The 15,216-nt window shown below is 73.6% G+C and carries 20 protein-coding genes; 16 read left to right on the forward strand and 4 right to left on the reverse strand.

The window, feature by feature from the left end; translation table 11 throughout:
• Positions 1 to 114 precede the first annotated feature (114 nt).
• A complete protein-coding gene (locus tag ACF068_RS16400) occupies positions 115 to 1,143 on the reverse strand; it encodes a LacI family DNA-binding transcriptional regulator (protein ID WP_392274916.1) in 1,029 nt (342 codons plus the stop codon).
• 24 nt (positions 1,144 to 1,167) lie between these two features.
• A complete protein-coding gene (locus tag ACF068_RS16405; protein ID WP_392274917.1) occupies positions 1,168 to 1,962 on the reverse strand; it encodes a winged-helix domain-containing protein in 795 nt (264 codons plus the stop codon).
• A gap of 268 nt (positions 1,963 to 2,230) precedes the next feature.
• Between ACF068_RS16405 and ACF068_RS16410 the strand changes: the two genes are divergently transcribed.
• The 8 genes from ACF068_RS16410 (at position 2,231) to ACF068_RS16445 (ending at position 7,508) form a co-directional block, all read left to right on the forward strand.
• The gene (locus tag ACF068_RS16410; protein ID WP_392274918.1) at positions 2,231 to 3,049 is read left to right on the forward strand and encodes an alpha/beta hydrolase; all 819 of its coding nucleotides are present in this window, start codon (positions 2,231 to 2,233) and stop codon (positions 3,047 to 3,049) included.
• A 42-nt stretch (positions 3,050 to 3,091) separates the two neighbouring features.
• Positions 3,092 to 3,346, forward strand: coding sequence for a MoaD/ThiS family protein (locus tag ACF068_RS16415; RefSeq protein ID WP_392274919.1), 255 nt, complete (start codon positions 3,092 to 3,094; stop codon positions 3,344 to 3,346).
• A 10-nt stretch (positions 3,347 to 3,356) separates the two neighbouring features.
• Positions 3,357 to 4,628, forward strand: a complete 1,272-nt coding sequence (locus ACF068_RS16420) for a hypothetical protein (RefSeq protein WP_392274920.1) — start codon at positions 3,357 to 3,359, stop codon at positions 4,626 to 4,628.
• A 107-nt stretch (positions 4,629 to 4,735) separates the two neighbouring features.
• On the forward strand, positions 4,736 to 5,428 hold the full coding sequence (locus tag ACF068_RS16425; RefSeq protein ID WP_392274921.1) for a DUF2993 domain-containing protein: 693 nt from the start codon (positions 4,736 to 4,738) through the stop codon (positions 5,426 to 5,428).
• A gap of 287 nt (positions 5,429 to 5,715) precedes the next feature.
• Positions 5,716 to 5,796: a putative leader peptide gene (locus tag ACF068_RS16430; RefSeq protein ID WP_350497993.1), complete on the forward strand. Its 81-nt coding sequence runs from the start codon at positions 5,716 to 5,718 to the stop codon at positions 5,794 to 5,796.
• Positions 5,797 to 5,973: 177 nt separating this feature from the next.
• Positions 5,974 to 6,819: a sulfurtransferase gene (locus ACF068_RS16435; protein ID WP_392274922.1), complete on the forward strand. Its 846-nt coding sequence runs from the start codon at positions 5,974 to 5,976 to the stop codon at positions 6,817 to 6,819.
• A gap of 39 nt (positions 6,820 to 6,858) precedes the next feature.
• Complete coding sequence (locus ACF068_RS16440) at positions 6,859 to 7,146, forward strand: DUF1416 domain-containing protein (RefSeq protein ID WP_064067594.1); 288 nt, start codon at positions 6,859 to 6,861, stop codon at positions 7,144 to 7,146.
• A gap of 101 nt (positions 7,147 to 7,247) precedes the next feature.
• Complete coding sequence (locus tag ACF068_RS16445; protein WP_392274923.1) at positions 7,248 to 7,508, forward strand: DUF3099 domain-containing protein; 261 nt, start codon at positions 7,248 to 7,250, stop codon at positions 7,506 to 7,508.
• Between the two features lie 46 nt (positions 7,509 to 7,554).
• On the opposite strand, the gene ACF068_RS16450 is transcribed toward ACF068_RS16445, so the two are convergent.
• Positions 7,555 to 7,917, reverse strand: a complete 363-nt coding sequence (locus tag ACF068_RS16450) for a DsrE family protein (RefSeq protein ID WP_392274924.1) — start codon at positions 7,915 to 7,917, stop codon at positions 7,555 to 7,557.
• 257 nt (positions 7,918 to 8,174) lie between these two features.
• Between ACF068_RS16450 and ACF068_RS16455 the strand changes: the two genes are divergently transcribed.
• Genes ACF068_RS16455 through ACF068_RS16465 form a run of 3 tightly spaced genes read left to right on the forward strand, consistent with a single transcriptional unit; the run spans position 8,175 to position 10,261 of the window.
• A complete protein-coding gene (locus tag ACF068_RS16455) occupies positions 8,175 to 8,747 on the forward strand; it encodes an FABP family protein (RefSeq protein ID WP_392274925.1) in 573 nt (190 codons plus the stop codon).
• 50 nt (positions 8,748 to 8,797) lie between these two features.
• Complete coding sequence (locus ACF068_RS16460) at positions 8,798 to 9,271, forward strand: Fur family transcriptional regulator (protein ID WP_392274926.1); 474 nt, start codon at positions 8,798 to 8,800, stop codon at positions 9,269 to 9,271.
• Positions 9,272 to 9,280: 9 nt separating this feature from the next.
• Complete coding sequence (locus tag ACF068_RS16465) at positions 9,281 to 10,261, forward strand: YgfZ/GcvT domain-containing protein (protein ID WP_392274927.1); 981 nt, start codon at positions 9,281 to 9,283, stop codon at positions 10,259 to 10,261.
• Positions 10,262 to 10,303: 42 nt separating this feature from the next.
• On the opposite strand, the gene dtd is transcribed toward ACF068_RS16465, so the two are convergent.
• Positions 10,304 to 10,729 (reverse strand): D-aminoacyl-tRNA deacylase, encoded by a 426-nt coding sequence (gene dtd / locus ACF068_RS16470; protein WP_392274928.1) that lies wholly within the window; start codon positions 10,727 to 10,729, stop codon positions 10,304 to 10,306.
• Between the two features lie 144 nt (positions 10,730 to 10,873).
• Between dtd and ACF068_RS16475 the strand changes: the two genes are divergently transcribed.
• The 5 genes from ACF068_RS16475 (at position 10,874) to ACF068_RS16495 (ending at position 15,170) form a co-directional block, all read left to right on the forward strand.
• On the forward strand, positions 10,874 to 11,470 hold the full coding sequence (locus tag ACF068_RS16475; RefSeq protein WP_392274929.1) for an ABC transporter substrate-binding protein: 597 nt from the start codon (positions 10,874 to 10,876) through the stop codon (positions 11,468 to 11,470).
• Positions 11,471 to 11,510: 40 nt separating this feature from the next.
• Positions 11,511 to 12,473, forward strand: coding sequence for an asparaginase (locus ACF068_RS16480; RefSeq protein ID WP_392274930.1), 963 nt, complete (start codon positions 11,511 to 11,513; stop codon positions 12,471 to 12,473).
• A gap of 154 nt (positions 12,474 to 12,627) precedes the next feature.
• The gene (locus ACF068_RS16485) at positions 12,628 to 13,869 is read left to right on the forward strand and encodes a GNAT family N-acetyltransferase (RefSeq protein ID WP_392274931.1); all 1,242 of its coding nucleotides are present in this window, start codon (positions 12,628 to 12,630) and stop codon (positions 13,867 to 13,869) included.
• Positions 13,870 to 14,000: 131 nt separating this feature from the next.
• Positions 14,001 to 14,483, forward strand: coding sequence for an HAD family hydrolase (locus ACF068_RS16490; RefSeq protein ID WP_392274932.1), 483 nt, complete (start codon positions 14,001 to 14,003; stop codon positions 14,481 to 14,483).
• A gap of 63 nt (positions 14,484 to 14,546) precedes the next feature.
• Positions 14,547 to 15,170 (forward strand): TetR family transcriptional regulator, encoded by a 624-nt coding sequence (locus ACF068_RS16495; RefSeq protein ID WP_392274933.1) that lies wholly within the window; start codon positions 14,547 to 14,549, stop codon positions 15,168 to 15,170.
• Positions 15,171 to 15,216: the final 46 nt, after the last annotated feature.

Consider the following 15,216-nt stretch of genomic DNA (forward strand, 5'->3'; position numbering starts at 1 on the left):
TGCCCGATGTAAGGGCGCCACTCGGGGGCGGGGGCTCCCGGGACACCGGGGGCTCCCGGGGCGGCGGCACCGGGGCCGCCGGGGCACCGGGCTGCCGGGACCACTGGCCGTCGACTACTCGCCGTCGCAGCCGCAGGAGCGGCGTACCACCAGCGCCGAGGGGAACTGCTTGACCCGCTCCCGGCGCGACCCGGCCACCCGCAGCCCGTCGTCCAGCACCAGGTCCACCGCCGCGCGGGCCATCGCCGGGCGGTCGGAGGAGATCGTCGTCAGCGGCGGGTCCGTGAGCGCGGCCTCCTTGACGTCGTCGAAGCCCGCCACGGCCAGGTCGCCCGGCACGTCCAGCCGCAGTTCGCGCGCCGCGCGGAGCACGCCGATCGCCTGGTCGTCAGTGGAGCAGAAGATCGCCGGCGGCCGGTCGGGGCCGGACAGGATCTTCAGTGCCACCTGGTAGGCGTCGTAGCGGTTGTACGGGGCCTGGAAGAGCCGGCCCTCCACCGAGCGGCCGGACTCCAGCATCGCGCGGCGCCAGCCCTCCTCGTGGTCGGCCACCGGGTCGCCCACGGCCGGGGTGGACTCGACGCCGCCGAGACAGGCGACGTACTCGTGGCCGTGCTCCAGGAGGTGGCGGGTGGCGAGCTGGGCGCCGCCGATGTCGTCGGTGACCACGGCGACGTCGTCGAGGGCCTCGGGCCGCTCGTGGAGCAGCACCACCCGGGCGTCCCAGGCCTCGATCTCCTGGGCGGCCCGCGCGCTCATGCCCTGGCTGACCAGGATCAGTCCGGCGACCCGCATGCCGAGGAAGGCCCGCAGATAGTGGATCTCGCGCTCGTCGCGGTAGTCGGAGTTGCCGACGAGGACCATCTTCCCGCGGTCGGCGGCGGCCCGTTCGACCGCGTGCGCCATCTCGGCGAAGAACGGCTGCCGGGCGTCGGGGACGATCATGCCTATCAGGTCCGTGCGCCGCGAGGCCATGGCTTGCGCGACGCGGTCGGGCCGGTAGCCCAGCTCCTTGATCGCCGCGAGTACGCGCTCGCGGGTGGCCGGGGCGACCGGCCGGGGTCCGTTGTTGATGACGTAGCTCACGACCGCGGTGGAAGTACCCGCCAGTCGCGCCACGTCGTCCCGCGTCACCTTGGCCACGCGCGGCAGTCTACGCGGGGTGACCTACCTCTGGGCAGGTCGTACGGCGGCTTCCCGCTCCTCATCGGTGTCCTCCGCACGGGTGACGGAGGGCGCCTTGGCCGCCTTCGCCTCTTTCGTCCGGGCCTCCTCGGCCGCGCGCTCCACCTTCTCGGGCGTCACGAAGCGGTAGCCGACGTTGCGCACGGTGCCGATCAGCGACTCGTGCTCAGGGCCCAGCTTGGCGCGCAGCCGCCGTACATGGACGTCGACCGTCCGCGTACCGCCGAAGTAGTCGTACCCCCACACCTCCTGGAGGAGCTGCGCCCGGGTGAAGACCCGGCCCGGGTGCTGCGCCAGGTACTTCAGCAGCTCGAACTCCTTGAAGGTCAGGTCCAGGACCCGGCCCTTGAGCTTGGCGCTGTAAGTGGCCTCGTCGACCGACAGGTCGCCGTTGCGGATCTCCATGGGGGAGTCGTCGGCGGTGATCTGCTGGCGGCCGGTGGCCAGCCGCAGCCGCGCCTCGACCTCGGCCGGACCGGCGGTGTCGAGCAGCACGTCGTCGATGCCCCAGTCGGCGGTGACGGCCGCGAGACCGCCCTCGGTGACGACCAGGATCAGCGGGCAGCCCGGCCCGGTGGAGCGCAGAAGCTGGCACAGCGACCGCACCTGGGGCAGGTCGCGGCGGCCGTCGACGAGGATCACGTCCGCGCCGGGGGTGTCCACCAGGGCCGGGCCCTCGGCGGGGGCCACGCGCACGTTGTGCAGCAGCAGTCCGAGGGCGGGGAGCACCTCCGTCGACGGCTGGAGGGCGTTGGTCAGGAGCAGCAGAGAGCTCATCGGGCGTCCCCTCCCAGGGGCCGGCGGTCCCGGTCCGGTGGGCCGGACCTCGTGGTCCCGGTCGTCGTCCTGTGGTCGTCGTGCACGGTTCGCCGGCCCATAACGTCGGTTCCTCCTCGGTCCCTGCGAGGACGCCTGTGGCACTGCTTCGTACGTGGCTCCCCGCGCCCTGAGAGCCTTTGTTCACCTGCCTGTAACAACGGGCGGAAAACACAAAAGGATCCGGGGGCTGCGTCGCCCGGATCCTCTGCCCAGCACAATAGCCCACATGAGTTCCGAGGAAGAGGGCGCATTTCACATGGTGGATGTTCCCTCGCTCACGCCCGGACCCCTCCGCGCAACATTGCGGACGTCAGACGGGGTCCGGATCGAGGCGGTCCACTCGCCGTCCACGGCACCGCACACAGCCAGTGTCACCGACACGGCCATCGTTGTCGCGCACGGTTTCACGGGCTCGGTGGACCGGCCGGCGGTACGGCGGGCGGCCCAGGTGTTCGCCCGGCGCGCCGGGGTGGTGACCTTCTCCTTCCGCGGCCACGGCCGGTCGGGCGGCCGCTCCACCGTGGGTGACCGCGAGGTGCTGGACCTGGCGGCGGCGGTGGGCTGGGCGCGGAGGCTCGGGTACGCGCGCGTGGTGACGGTCGGCTTCTCGATGGGCGGGTCGGTGGTGCTGCGGCACGCGGCGCTGTACCGGGACGTGCCCGGGGCGCGTACGGACGCCGTGGCCGCCGTGAGCGCACCCGCGCGCTGGTACTACCGGGGCACGGCCCCCATGCGGCGCGTCCACTGGGTGATCACCCGGCCCGCCGGGCGGCTGGTGGGCCGCTACGGGCTGCGCACCCGCATCCACCACCGGGACTGGGACCCGGTGCCGATGTCGCCGGTGGAGGCGGTGCCGCTGATCGCGCCGGTGCCGCTGCTGGTCGTGCACGGCGACAGCGACCCGTACTTCCCGGTGGACCACCCGCGGTCGCTCGCGGCCGCCGGACCGGCCGAGCTGTGGCTGGAGGAGGGCATGGGGCACGCCGAGAACGCGGCGGACGACGACCTGCTCGCCCGCATCGCGGACTGGCTGTCGGCGCCATAGCCCATGATGGATGCCGACGAGGCCGACGAAAGGAGTGCCGCTATGGCAGCGGGGACCATCCGCTACTGGGCCGCGGCCAAGGCCGCCGCCGGGACCGCCGAGGAGCCGTACGCCGCGGAGAACCTGGCCGAGGCGCTGGACGCGGTGCGCGAGCGGCACCCCGGCGAGCTGACGCGGGTGCTCCTGCGGTGCTCGTTCCTGGTCGACGGTGACCCCGTGGGGACCCGGGACCATGAGACCGTACGGCTGGCCGAGGGCGGCACGGTCGAGGTGCTCCCGCCGTTCGCAGGAGGGTGAACCGCACAGCATGAGCAGCGATCAGCAGTACCCCTACGGGTACGGGAACGGCCACCAGGACCCGGACGTCGCGCAGACGTGGGAGGGCCAGACCTGGGACACCCAGTACCAGCCGGCCGTCCAGCCCTCGCCCTGCCCGCCGTCCCCCGCCGAGCACACGAGCCCGTACCCGGACCCGTACCAGCAGCCGGCGCAGCCGTACGCGGCCGACACCGCGTACCTGCCGGTGCAGGGGGCGGGGGAGCCGGGCGCACCGGGCTCGTACCCGCTGCCGCCCGAGGTGCCGTACGAGCAGGGACCCCCGGACACCCCGACCGCCTACCTGCGGGCGGTCGCCCCGGAGCCGGCCCCCGCCGGACCCGTGGCGGAACCGGCGCCCGCGCCCGCCGGCGCCGGGCCGGGGTACGGCGCGCCCACCCCGCCCGCGCCCGCCGGCGCCGGGCCGGGATACGGCGCACCCACCCCGCCCGCGCCCGCCGGCGCCGGGCCGGGATACGGCGCGCCCACCACCTCCGGGCACGTCCGGCTGACCGACGCCCAGCGTGCCCGCGCCGAGGGCCGCTCGCCGATCATCGACCCGGGCATGCAGCCGGCCGTGCTGACCGCCGCCCTCGGCGGCCTCCTCGCGGCGGGCGCCGCCCTCGGGCCGTACGGACTGCTCGTCCCGCTCGTCCTGCTCCAGGCCGTCACCGCCGCCGGCTGGTTCCGGCTCAACGGCATGTGGCCGGCCCGCCAGGGCATCGCGCTCGCCTTCGCGGGCGGCCTCGTCGCGGACGTGGCGCTGCTCGCCACCGGCAAGGAGCACGCCCCGGCCGCGATCCTCGGCACGCTCGGCGTCTGGGTGCTGCTCGTGCTGGTCCTCCAGCTCCGCAGCCACGCGGGCTCCGACGAGCGCCAGTACGGCCTGATGGCGACCGTCGCCTCGTCGGCGCTCGCGGTCGTCGCGGCCGGGCACCTGGCCGCGACGACCGACGCGGTCGTCGTCGGCGGCCTCGCGGTCGCCGTCACGGTCGTGGCGCGCGCCCTGCCGCTTCCGCAGCCCGCCTCGCTCGTGGTGGCGCTGCTCGCCGCGGCGGGTGCCGGGGTGGCCGCCGGCGGGATGACCGGCCTGGGGGCGAACGGCGCGCTGCTGGGCCTGGGCGCCGGGGTGTGCGCCCTGGTGGGGCACCGGGTGGCCGCCTACGACTACCCGTCGCGCTTCGTCCACTTGACGGCCGGGGTGGCGCTGCCGCTCGCCCTCGCCGCGCCCGCCGTCTATGTGCTGGGACGCGCGCTGGCCTGAGTGACGCGCGTGGGGGAAGTGGCCGAAGAGGAACCAATGACCGGCTCCGCACGTCGATCATGACGTGACGGGGGGCCGGTCGCGGACAGGGTGGGGGACACCGAGCAATGCGAGCACTGCGAATACTGCTGATCACCGCTGTGATCCTCGGTGGTCTGTTCACCATCGCGGACCGTCTGGCGGTGAACTACGCCGAGGGTGAGGCCGCCGACCGCATACGGGCCAACCAGGGCCTGACCGGCTCGGCCGACGTGTCGATCAAGGGCTTCCCCTTCCTGACCCAGGTCATGGGCAAGGAACTGGACCAGGTCGACGTCACCCTCACGGGCGTGGAGGCGTCGGCCGGCGGCCGCAAGGTCCGGGTCACCGAGATGAACGCCGCGCTCCAGCGGGTGCGGCTGGAGAACAACTTCTCCCGCGCCGTCGCCGCGTCCGCCTCCGGCACCGCCCGTATCTCCTACGCCGACCTCGGCAAGGCCTCCGAGGAGGACGTCACCGTCGGCTACGGCGGCAACGGCAAGGTCAAGGTCACCGGCAGCATCGAGATCCCGGTCCTGGGCAAGGTCACGCGCAGCGTGCTGTCCTCGGTCAGCCTGGCCGGCGACGACACCATCCGGGTGCACGCCGACAAGGTGCCCGGTGAGGGCCTGCCGGGTGTGGAGGAGCGCATCCGCGAGCGCACCGACTTCGACCGCCAGGTCGGCGGGCTGCCGACCGGGCTGAAGCTCCAGAAGGTCGAGGCGACGCCCGAGGGTGTCGTGGTCACCGTCACCGGCACGAACGTCGTCCTGACGGGCTGAGTCACCGGCGGGGTCGCCGGAAGGCCCGACCGGAAGGCCCGACCGGAAGGCCGCCGTTCTTCCCGGGGCACCGCCGCCGTACCCGCTCGCGGAACCGCTGAATCCCCCGCCCTGGCCACATGGTGAGACGGACCCGTCCGATCCGCAGATGGGGGGCGGGGAACGCCGTGTCCGGGAGCGGCCCGGCCGCCCGCTCCACCGCCCCTCGTCCCGCATTCCGGACGATCGTGTCTCACCATGCGACACGCCGGTGACACGGCCACCCGTCCGTCCCTACGATCGGCGTCATGAAGCGACAGGCGGATCTCACGAAGCGGCGGGCAGTAGACCTGTGCCGCGTCGCCGCCATGCTCTGTCGCTCCGTCTGAGCGGGAGCCCGACCTCCCGCGTCCCCGGGCCCGTCGACCGCATCGAGGCCCACCCCCGTGCCGAACCCGCCCCGGACCCGTACAGCCGTACCCCCGTACGGAAGACGCGAGACGCGAAGAGCACCCCGGCACCACCCCGCCACACCCCGCCGCACACTGCCCCGGAGGAGAAACAGCATGAGCCGCAGCGACGTCCTGGTAGACGCCGACTGGGTCGAGGCCCACATCGACGACCCGAAGGTCGTCATCGTCGAGGTCGACGAGGACACCTCGGCGTACGACAAGAACCACATCAAGAACGCCGTCCGGATCGACTGGAAGCAGGACCTCCAGGACCCGGTCCGCCGCGACTTCGTCGACCAGGAGGGCTTCGAGAAGCTCCTCTCCGCGAAGGGCATCGCCAACGACGACACCGTCGTCCTCTACGGCGGCAACAACAACTGGTTCGCCTCGTACGCCTACTGGTACTTCAAGCTGTACGGCCACGAGAGCGTCAAGCTCCTCGACGGCGGCCGCAAGAAGTGGGAGCTGGACTCCCGCGACCTGGTCGACGGCTCCGAGGTCCCCAGCCGCCCGGCCACCCAGTACAAGGCCAAGGCCCAGGACACCTCCATCCGCGCCTTCCGCGACGACGTCGTGGCCGCGATCGGCAACCTGAACCTGGTCGACGTGCGCTCCCCCGACGAGTTCAGCGGCAAGCTGCTCGCCCCGGCGCACCTCCCGCAGGAGCAGTCGCAGCGCCCCGGCCACGTGCCGAGCGCCCGCAACATCCCGTGGTCGAAGAACGCCAACGACGACGGCACCTTCAAGTCGGACGAGGAGCTCAAGGCGCTGTACGCCGACGAGCAGGTCGACCTGTCGAAGGACACCATCGCCTACTGCCGCATCGGTGAGCGCTCGGCCCTGACCTGGTTCGTCCTGCACGAGCTGCTCGACCAGGGGAACGTCAAGAACTACGACGGCTCCTGGACCGAGTACGGCTCCCTCGTCGGCGTGCCGATCGAGCTCGGCGCCAACAAGTAATCCCGGACCTCCCGTCCCCTCGACCCCTCAGGAGTACCCATGTGTGGAGCACAGGCCGGTGGCCCGGACGCTTCGACGATCAAGCCCGGTGAGACCACGATCCAGGGCCAGGTGACCAAGGACGGCGAGCCCGTCGTCGGTTACGTGCGCCTGCTCGACTCGACCGGCGAGTTCACCGCCGAGGTCCCGACCTCCGCGACCGGCCAGTTCCGCTTCTACGCGGCCGAGGGCACGTGGACCGTCCGCGCCCTCGTCCCGGGCGGCACCGCCGACCGCACGGTCGTCGCCCAGCAGGGCGGCCTGGCCGAGGTCGCCATCGCCGTCTGACGGCGACGCTGTACCGGCCGAAGGGCCGCGCCTCCTGGGGGTTGGACGCTTACCGGGACCGAGGCGCGGCCCTTCGGTCGTTCCCGCCCTACGCTGGAGGTATGTACGCCCGCCGTCGGCACGTCTACTTCGGGATGATGACGGCCTGCCTGGTGCTCTTCGTGGGCGCCTGGGCCGTCGTACGGCTGTGGTCCACCCCGGCCGCCATCGCCATGTGCTTCGTCGCCATGGTCATCCCGCCGGTCGCCGCCATGGTCGCCAACCGGCGGGGGCCGGAGGACCGCTGGTGGGACGACCCCAGCGGCGACCCGAAGTCCGACGAGTGGTGGGACGAGCTGGACGGCAAGCGGAGACGCCGGTGACGGCCGGTCCCCGGACCGCGGGCCGGCGTGCCTCCGCGCGCGGACGTCAGTAGACGAGCGCCTGCGTGCCGTCGGCCAGCGCCTCGCTCACGAAGACCTGCGCCCCCGCGATCCGTACGCCCTCCAGGACGTCCTTCTCGGTGATCTCGCGCCGTGCCGCGCACTGGGTGCACAGCGTGATCCGCCCGCCCGCCAGCAGCGAGTCGATCAGGTCCGGCAGCGGCGCCGCGTGCGGCAGCTCGAACTCGGCCGCCCGCCCCGGCAGCGCGAACCACGCGGACTCACCGGTCAGCCAGAGCGAGACCTCCACCCCACTGGCCACGGCCACCGCCGCCACCGTGAAGGCCTGCGAGCAGCGCTCGGGGGCGTCGGCCCCGGCGGTCACCTTGATCACGAGCTTCTTCGCCATGGGGGCACTGTAGTGCGCCCTCCTGCGCCGAAGCTCACGCCGAACCTCACTCGGAGAGCCGGAGTCCCACCCATTACGCTGGGACCCGGCCCTTTCTTCGCCCGTACCGCTCACCGAGGAGCACCCTGTGCTTGAGGCTTTCTTCTCCGCCCTGCTGGTCCTGGTCTGCGTCGGCGTTCTCGGCTTCGCCGCGCTGACCGTGAAGAAGCTGTACCAGGGCCAGCGCTGACCCCTCCTACAGATCGACTGAGCTGCTCATGATCGAGATTCCGTCCGACCTGAACCCGGACCTCGTCCCCCTCGCGTTCCTCCTCGGCACGTGGGAGGGCGCGGGCGTCTCCGACTTCCCCGGCGCCGAGAAGTGCAACTTCGGCCAGTCCGTGACCTTCAGCCATGACGGCCGGGACTTCATCGAGTACACCTCCCGCACCTGGGTGCTGGACGCCGAGGGCAACAAGGTGAAGCCCCTGGAGTCGGAGAGTGGCTACTGGCGCATCGACAAGGAGCGCAAGGTCGAGATCGTGATGGTGCGCGACCAGGGCATCGTCGAGGTCTGGTACGGCGAGCTCGCCGACCAGAAGCCGCAGATCGACCTGGTCACCGACGCCGTCGCGCGCACCGCCGCCTCCGGCCCGTACAGCGGCGGCAAGCGGCTGTACGGCTACGTGAAGGGCGACCTGATGTGGGTCGGCGAGAAGTCGACGCCCGACGTCCCGCTGCGGCCCTACATGTCGGCCCACCTGAAGAAGGTCGTCACGCCCGAGCAGGTCGAGGCGTGGGCCAAGGACCTCGGAGATCTGCCGGACGACGGCATCGCTTTCTTCAAGTAGGCCTCCCACGGCCCTCGGGTCGCGCGGTCGGTGCTCCTACACTGGAGCGCGTGGTGAGCACCGACTGGAAAAGCGACCTGCGGCAGCGCGGCTACCGGCTGACTCCCCAGCGCCAGCTCGTCCTGGAGGCGGTGGACGTGCTGGGGCACGCCACTCCCGACGACATCCTCGGCGAGGTGCGCAAGACGGCCTCCGGCGTGAACATCTCCACCGTCTACCGGACGCTGGAGCTGCTGGAGGAGCTCGGTCTGGTCAGCCACGCCCACCTGGGGCACGGCGCCCCCACCTACCACCTCGCCGACCGGCACCACCACCTGCACCTGGTGTGCCGGGACTGCACGAACGTCATCGAGGCGGACGTCGAGGTGGCCGCCGACTTCACCGCGAAGCTCCGCCGTACCTTCGGCTTCGACACCGACATGAAGCATTTCGCGATCTTCGGCCGGTGCGAGGACTGCACCGCGAAGGCGGAGGAGGCCGCGGCGGCCCCGGAGGGGGAGGCTTCGTCCGGCGGCGAGTCGTAGGCTGATCACATGCTGCGACAATCACCGACCAGCCCTCTGTTGTCCCTGCCCGGCGCCGTCCCCGCCGAGGGGCGGGACGAAGGTGTCGCCGCGCACTACGGCGACCTGTTCCGCGAGCAGCGCGCCCTCGCCGCGGGCACCGGCCTGGTCGACCTGAGCCACCGCGGTGTCGTCACCGTCACCGGCGAGGACCGGCTGAGCTGGCTGCACCTGCTGCTCACGCAGGCCGTGAGCGACCTCCCCGCCGGGCACGCCACCGAGGCGCTGATCCTCTCGGCGAACGGCCACATCGAGCACGCCCTGTACCTCGTCGACGACGGCGAGACGGTGTGGGCGCACGTGGAGCCGGGCACGCAGGAGGCGCTGATCGGCTACCTGGAGTCGATGAAGTTCTTCTACCGGGTCGAGGTCGCCGACCGCACCGGGGACATCGCCGTCGTGCACCTCCCGGCCGGTTCCATCGCCGCCGTGCCGGACGGTGTCGTCGTACGGGAGACCTCCCACGGCCGGGACCTGTTCCTGCCGCGCGCCGGCCTGGAGGCGTACGCCCGGGACAACGGGCCGCTCGCCGGGATCCTGGCGTACGAGGCGCTGCGGGTGGAGGAGCACCGGCCCCGGCTCGGCTTCGAGACCGACCACCGCACCATCCCGCACGAGATCGGCCTCATCGGCAGCGCCGTCCACCTCCAGAAGGGCTGCTACCGGGGTCAGGAGACCGTGGCGCGCGTCCACAACCTGGGGAAGCCGCCGCGCCGGCTGGTGTTCCTGCACCTGGACGGCAGCGAGGTGCACCTGCCGCCGCACGGCACGCCGATCCGGCTGAAGGCCGACGGCGAGGAGGGGCGGCAGCTCGGCTTCGTCACCACCTCCGTACGCCACCACGAACTGGGCCCGATCGCGCTCGCGCTGGTGAAGCGCAACGTGCCGGTCGACGCGGAGCTGCTGGCGGGCGGCACGGCCGCCGCCCAGGAGGTCGTGGTCGAGGCCTGACCCGTCCCGGACCGGGCGGGCAGGGCCCCGCCGGGCGCGGGCTCAGACGTCGATGACGAGGGTGAACGGGCCGTGGTTGGTGAGCGAGACCCGCATGTCCGCCCCGAACCGGCCCGTCGCCACCGTCGCGCCCAGCTCACGCAGCCGCGCCACGACCTCGTCGACCAGCGGCTCGGCGACCTCACCGGGCGCGGCGGCGTTCCAGGTGGGGCGGCGGCCCTTGCGGGCGTCCCCGTAGAGGGTGAACTGCGAGATCACCAGCAGGGGCGCGTTCACGTCCGAGCAGGACTTCTCGCCCTCCAGGATCCGTACCGACCACAGCTTCCGGGCGAGCTGTGCCGCCTTCTCGGGGGTGTCCTCGTGGGTGACCCCCACGAGCACGCACAAGCCCTCGCCGACGATGTTCCCGACCGTTTCCCCGGCGACGACGACCTCGGCCCCGTCGACCCTCTGTACCACTGCACGCATACGGACCAACCTATCCGCGTCCGAACGGGTGCAGGCGCCTGCACCGGCACCGGCACAAATGGCACCATGCCTCTCAGGCGGTGCTGTCCCTCGGCCCTTCGGGCCCGGGGAGACCCCATGCACCGGTCGAGGGGACGGATTCCTATGAGCACACCTGGCGCCGGGCAGACGCCACATCCCGTACCGATGACATGCGCCGGTGGCAGAGGGGCACTGCGGCCTCCGGCACAGCGGAACGGTGACGCCGTCCTGCCCGAAGCGCGGCAGCACGACCTGAGGGCCATGCGGCTGCCGGAGCTGCGCGCGCTGCGCCGGGACTCCCACGGCGACGAGGCGGACCTGAGCTACGTACGGAGGCTGCTCCAGGGCCGGATCGACATCCTGCGCGCCGAGCTGGCGCGGCGCGGCGGAACGGCGGTCCCGGTGGTGGACCGGCTCTCGGAGATCCTCGCGGACACGCCGTCGCGGCACCGGTCGTCGGCCCGGCACGTGACGCTCACCACCCCGCGCGGCGAGGAGTACCGGCGGCTGGCCGCCGAGATGCTGTCCGAGGTCGAGCTGTCGGACCTGACCGCCCGAACGGACGAAGAGCTGCACGCCGCCATGGGGCGGCTGGCCGGCTACGAACAGCAGGTCTCGCGGCGCCGGCAGCAGCTCCAGCGGACGGCCGACGATTGCAGCGCCGAGATCGCCCGCAGGTACCGTGAAGGCGAAGCACAAGTAGACGACCTGCTCCGCTGAGTACGCGGCGGCGGGTCACCGTCCCGGAAGGCCGGCCGTCATGACCTCCTCCGCCACCGCCGTCATACCCCCGGTCCTCGCCGAGGTCGTCCGTTCGGGCTTCGTCGAGGGCCACCACCGCGGGTCGCTGGTCCTGCTGGCGGCCGACGGCACCGTCGAGACGTCGGCCGGCGACCCGACGGCGCCGGTCTTCCCGCGCTCCTCCAACAAGCCCATGCAGGCCGCGGCGCTGCTGCGGGCCGGTCTCGACCTGTCCGGGGAGCGGCTGGCGCTGGCCGCCGCGAGCCACTCGGGCGAGCCGTTCCACCTGGACCTGGCCCGCAAGCTGCTCGCCGAGCACGGGTTCACCGAGGCCGACCTCCAGACGCCGCCCGACCTCCCGCTGGACCCGGTGGAGGCCGAGGCGTACCTGGCCGCCGGCAACGTCCGGGAGCGGATCACCATGAACTGCTCGGGCAAGCACGCGGCGATGCTGGCCGCCTGCGCGCTGAACGGCTGGGACCCGGCCTCCTACCTGGACCCGGGGCACCCGCTCCAGCGGCTGGTGCTCGACGAGGTCCGGGCGGCGTCCGGCGAGACGGTGACGGCGGTCGGCACGGACGGGTGCGGTGCGCCGCTGATGGCGATCAGCCTGGTGGGCCTCGCCCGCGCCTTCCGCTCCTACGTGCTGGCCGAGCCGGGGACGCCGCAGCGGCGGGTCGCCGACGCGATGCGCGCGCACCCGGAGTACGTGGCGGGGACCCGGCGCCCGGACACCTGGCTGATGCGTGAGCTGCCGGGGGCGCTGTCCAAGATGGGCGCCGAGGCGGTCCAGGCGGTCGCCCTGCCGGACGGCCGGGCGCTCGCCTTCAAGATCGACGACGGTTCCGGGCGGGCGCTGGGCCCGGTCCTCGCGCGGGCGCTGCGGATGCTGGACGTCGACGCACCCGTGGTCGGCCGTATCGCCGACACCCCGCTGCTGGGCGGCGGGCAGCGGGTGGGCGAGATCCGCGCGGCGTTCTGACGTCGGGGCCGCCCGGGCCGTGGGCGGGGGCCTTCGTGGAGGGGCCGCCCGGGCCGTGGGCGGGGGCCTTCGTGGAGGGGCCGCCCGGGCCGTGGGCGGGGCCCGGCGGAAAACCGGGTGCGGCCGCCGCGGGGCGCGGCCTAGCGTGGCGCGCATGAGCGTCGACGTCCGCACGGTGACCGAGCCCGAGTTCCCCGACTGGCTGCGCGCCCGGCGCACCGGCTTCATGCAGCCGCCGGTGGTGCCGGACGAGGAGGTCGCCCAGCGCCTCCCGTACGTCGACCTCGCCCGTACGCAGGGCGCGTTCGACGACGGGCGCTGTGTGGGAACCTTCCGCTCGTTCGCGCAGGAGCTCACCGTGCCCGGCGGCGCCCGGGTCCCGGCGAGCGCGGTGACCAACGTGACCGTCTCGCCGACGCACCGGCGGCGCGGGCTGCTGAGCCGCATGATGGCGACGGACCTCGCGGCGGCCAGGGAGCGCGGTGACGCGGTCTCGACGCTGATCGCCGCCGAGTATCCGATCTACGGGCGGTACGGGTACGGCCCGGCCGCCTGGACCACCGAATGGACCGTCGACGTGCGGCGCGCCGGTCTCGACCCGCGCTGGTCCGGCCCGGAGGACGGCGGCCGCGTCGACCTGGTCACGGCGGAGGACATCCGCAAGACCGGCCCCGGGCTCCACGACCGGGTCCGGGCCGTCCGGCACGGCATGGTCAGCCGGAACCAGCGCGGCTGGGACGTCGCCACGGGCGCGGTGCGCCTGGTGGACCACTCCTGGACCGAGCCGTTCCACGCCCTGTACCGCGGGGCGTCCGGCGAGGTGGAGGGGTACGTCAGCTACACCACCGACGACACCTGGGAGGCCAAGCGGCCGCAGTGCGGCGCGACCGTCCGCGACCTGATGGCCGTGACGCCGGCCGCCGAGCGCGCGCTGTGGCACTTCGTCTGCTCGATCGACTGGATGACCACGCTCACCACCGGGTACCGCGCCCCCGACGACCTGCTGCCGCTGCTGCTGCCCGACCCCCGGGCGGCGCGCGTCACGACGCACGCCGACCTGCTGTGGGTGCGGATCCTCGACGTCGTGCGCTGCCTGGAGGCGCGGACGTACACGGGCTCCGGCTCCCTCGTCCTGGAGCTGCGCGACCCGGCCGGCCTGTCCGGCGGCCGCTTCCGGCTGGACGCCTCGCCGGAGGGCGCGTCCTGCGCGCCGACCACCGCGCGGGCGGACCTCACCATGGACGTGCGGGAGCTGGCGACGCTGTACCTGGGCGACGAGTCCGCGGTACGGCTCGCGGCCCTCGGCCGGGTGGAGGAGACCGTGCCCGGCGCGGCCGCCGCGGCCGACGCGCTGCTGCGCACCCCGCGCCGGCCGTGGTGCCCGGACATCTTCTAGAGCGGTCCCCCGTTCCAAGGCCGGTCCGGGGACTGCCCGGGGCCGTCCCGGGACCGGTCCGGGGCCTGTGCGGGCCCGGCGGGATCTGGCACCCTCGTGCTACCCCTGACCCCGAGCTCCGGGCGGAAGCTGTGTACGACGACCTCATCGACGTCATCGGCGGCACCGAACACGTCCTGTTCGCCTTCGACGGGCCGCTCTGCCGGCTCCGTCCCCCCGGGGCCGCGTGGCCCACGCCGTACGCCGATCCGCTGGTCCGCACCCTGGCGGCGATCGGCACGGGCCTCGCCGTCGTCGCGGAGGCGCCCCCGGCGGCGGTGCGGCGCTACCTCGCCGGGCGGGGCCTGGCCGGGTGCTTCGGCGCGCACGTGCACGGCCGGGTCGACGGGGCCCTCGCCTCGCTGGGCGCCGCGCCCGGTGCGTCCCTGCTGATCGGCGCCACGCCCGCCGACCTGGCCGCCGCCCGGGAGGCGGGCGTGCCGTTCCTGGGCCACGGCGCCGACGAGGACCGCGCCGAACTGCTGCGCCGGGCCGGGGCGGAGCGGGTGGTGACGTCGCTGGAGCCGGTGCTCACCGCCGTACGGGCCGCGGCCCGCCGCGCCTCCCCGGCCTGAGGCGCGGGGGACCCAGGAACGTCACGGCCGGGCGAGCGGCGGGGGGTGCGTAGGCTCGGCGCCATGAGCGGCGAGATGGGCTTGCGCGAGCGCAAGAAGCAGCGGACGTACCGGACGATCTCCGAAGCGGCGATCACCCTCTTCCTGGAGCGGGGTTTCGACCGCGTCTCGGTCGCCGAGGTCGCCGCCGCCGCCGAGGTCTCCAAGCCGACGCTCTTCCGGTACTTCCCGGCCAAGGAGGACCTGGTCCTGCACCGGTTCGCCGATCACCGCGAGGAGGCGGCGCGGGTCGTCAGGGGGCGGCCGGCGGGTGTCGGGCCCCTGGAGGCGCTGCACCGCCACGTCACCGACGGACTCGCCCGACGGGACCCGGTGACCGGGCTGAACGACCACCCGGACGTGCTGGCCTTCCACCGGCTGCTGTACGGGACGCCCAGCCTGGTCGCGCGGTTGTACGCGTACCAGGGCGCCTCCGAGGAGGCGTTGGCCCGGGCGCTGGAGGAGGTGCTGGGGGACGGGGTGGCGGCCCGGCTGGCGGCGGGTCAGGTCATCGCCGTACAGCGGATCCTGGCGGAGGAGAACTGGCGGCGGATCGCCGCCGGTGAGTCCGCCGACGCGGTCGAAGGCGACGCGGTGGCCGCCGCCGCCCTGGCCTTCCGGCAGCTCGCGCGGGGGCTGCCCCTCTGAACGACGGCCCCCATGGGGCCCGGCGGGCCCGCGGCCCCCACGGCCC

This window comes from Streptomyces sp. NPDC016309 (assembly GCF_043077235.1).
Classification (GTDB): Bacteria; Actinomycetota; Actinomycetes; order Streptomycetales; family Streptomycetaceae; genus Streptomyces.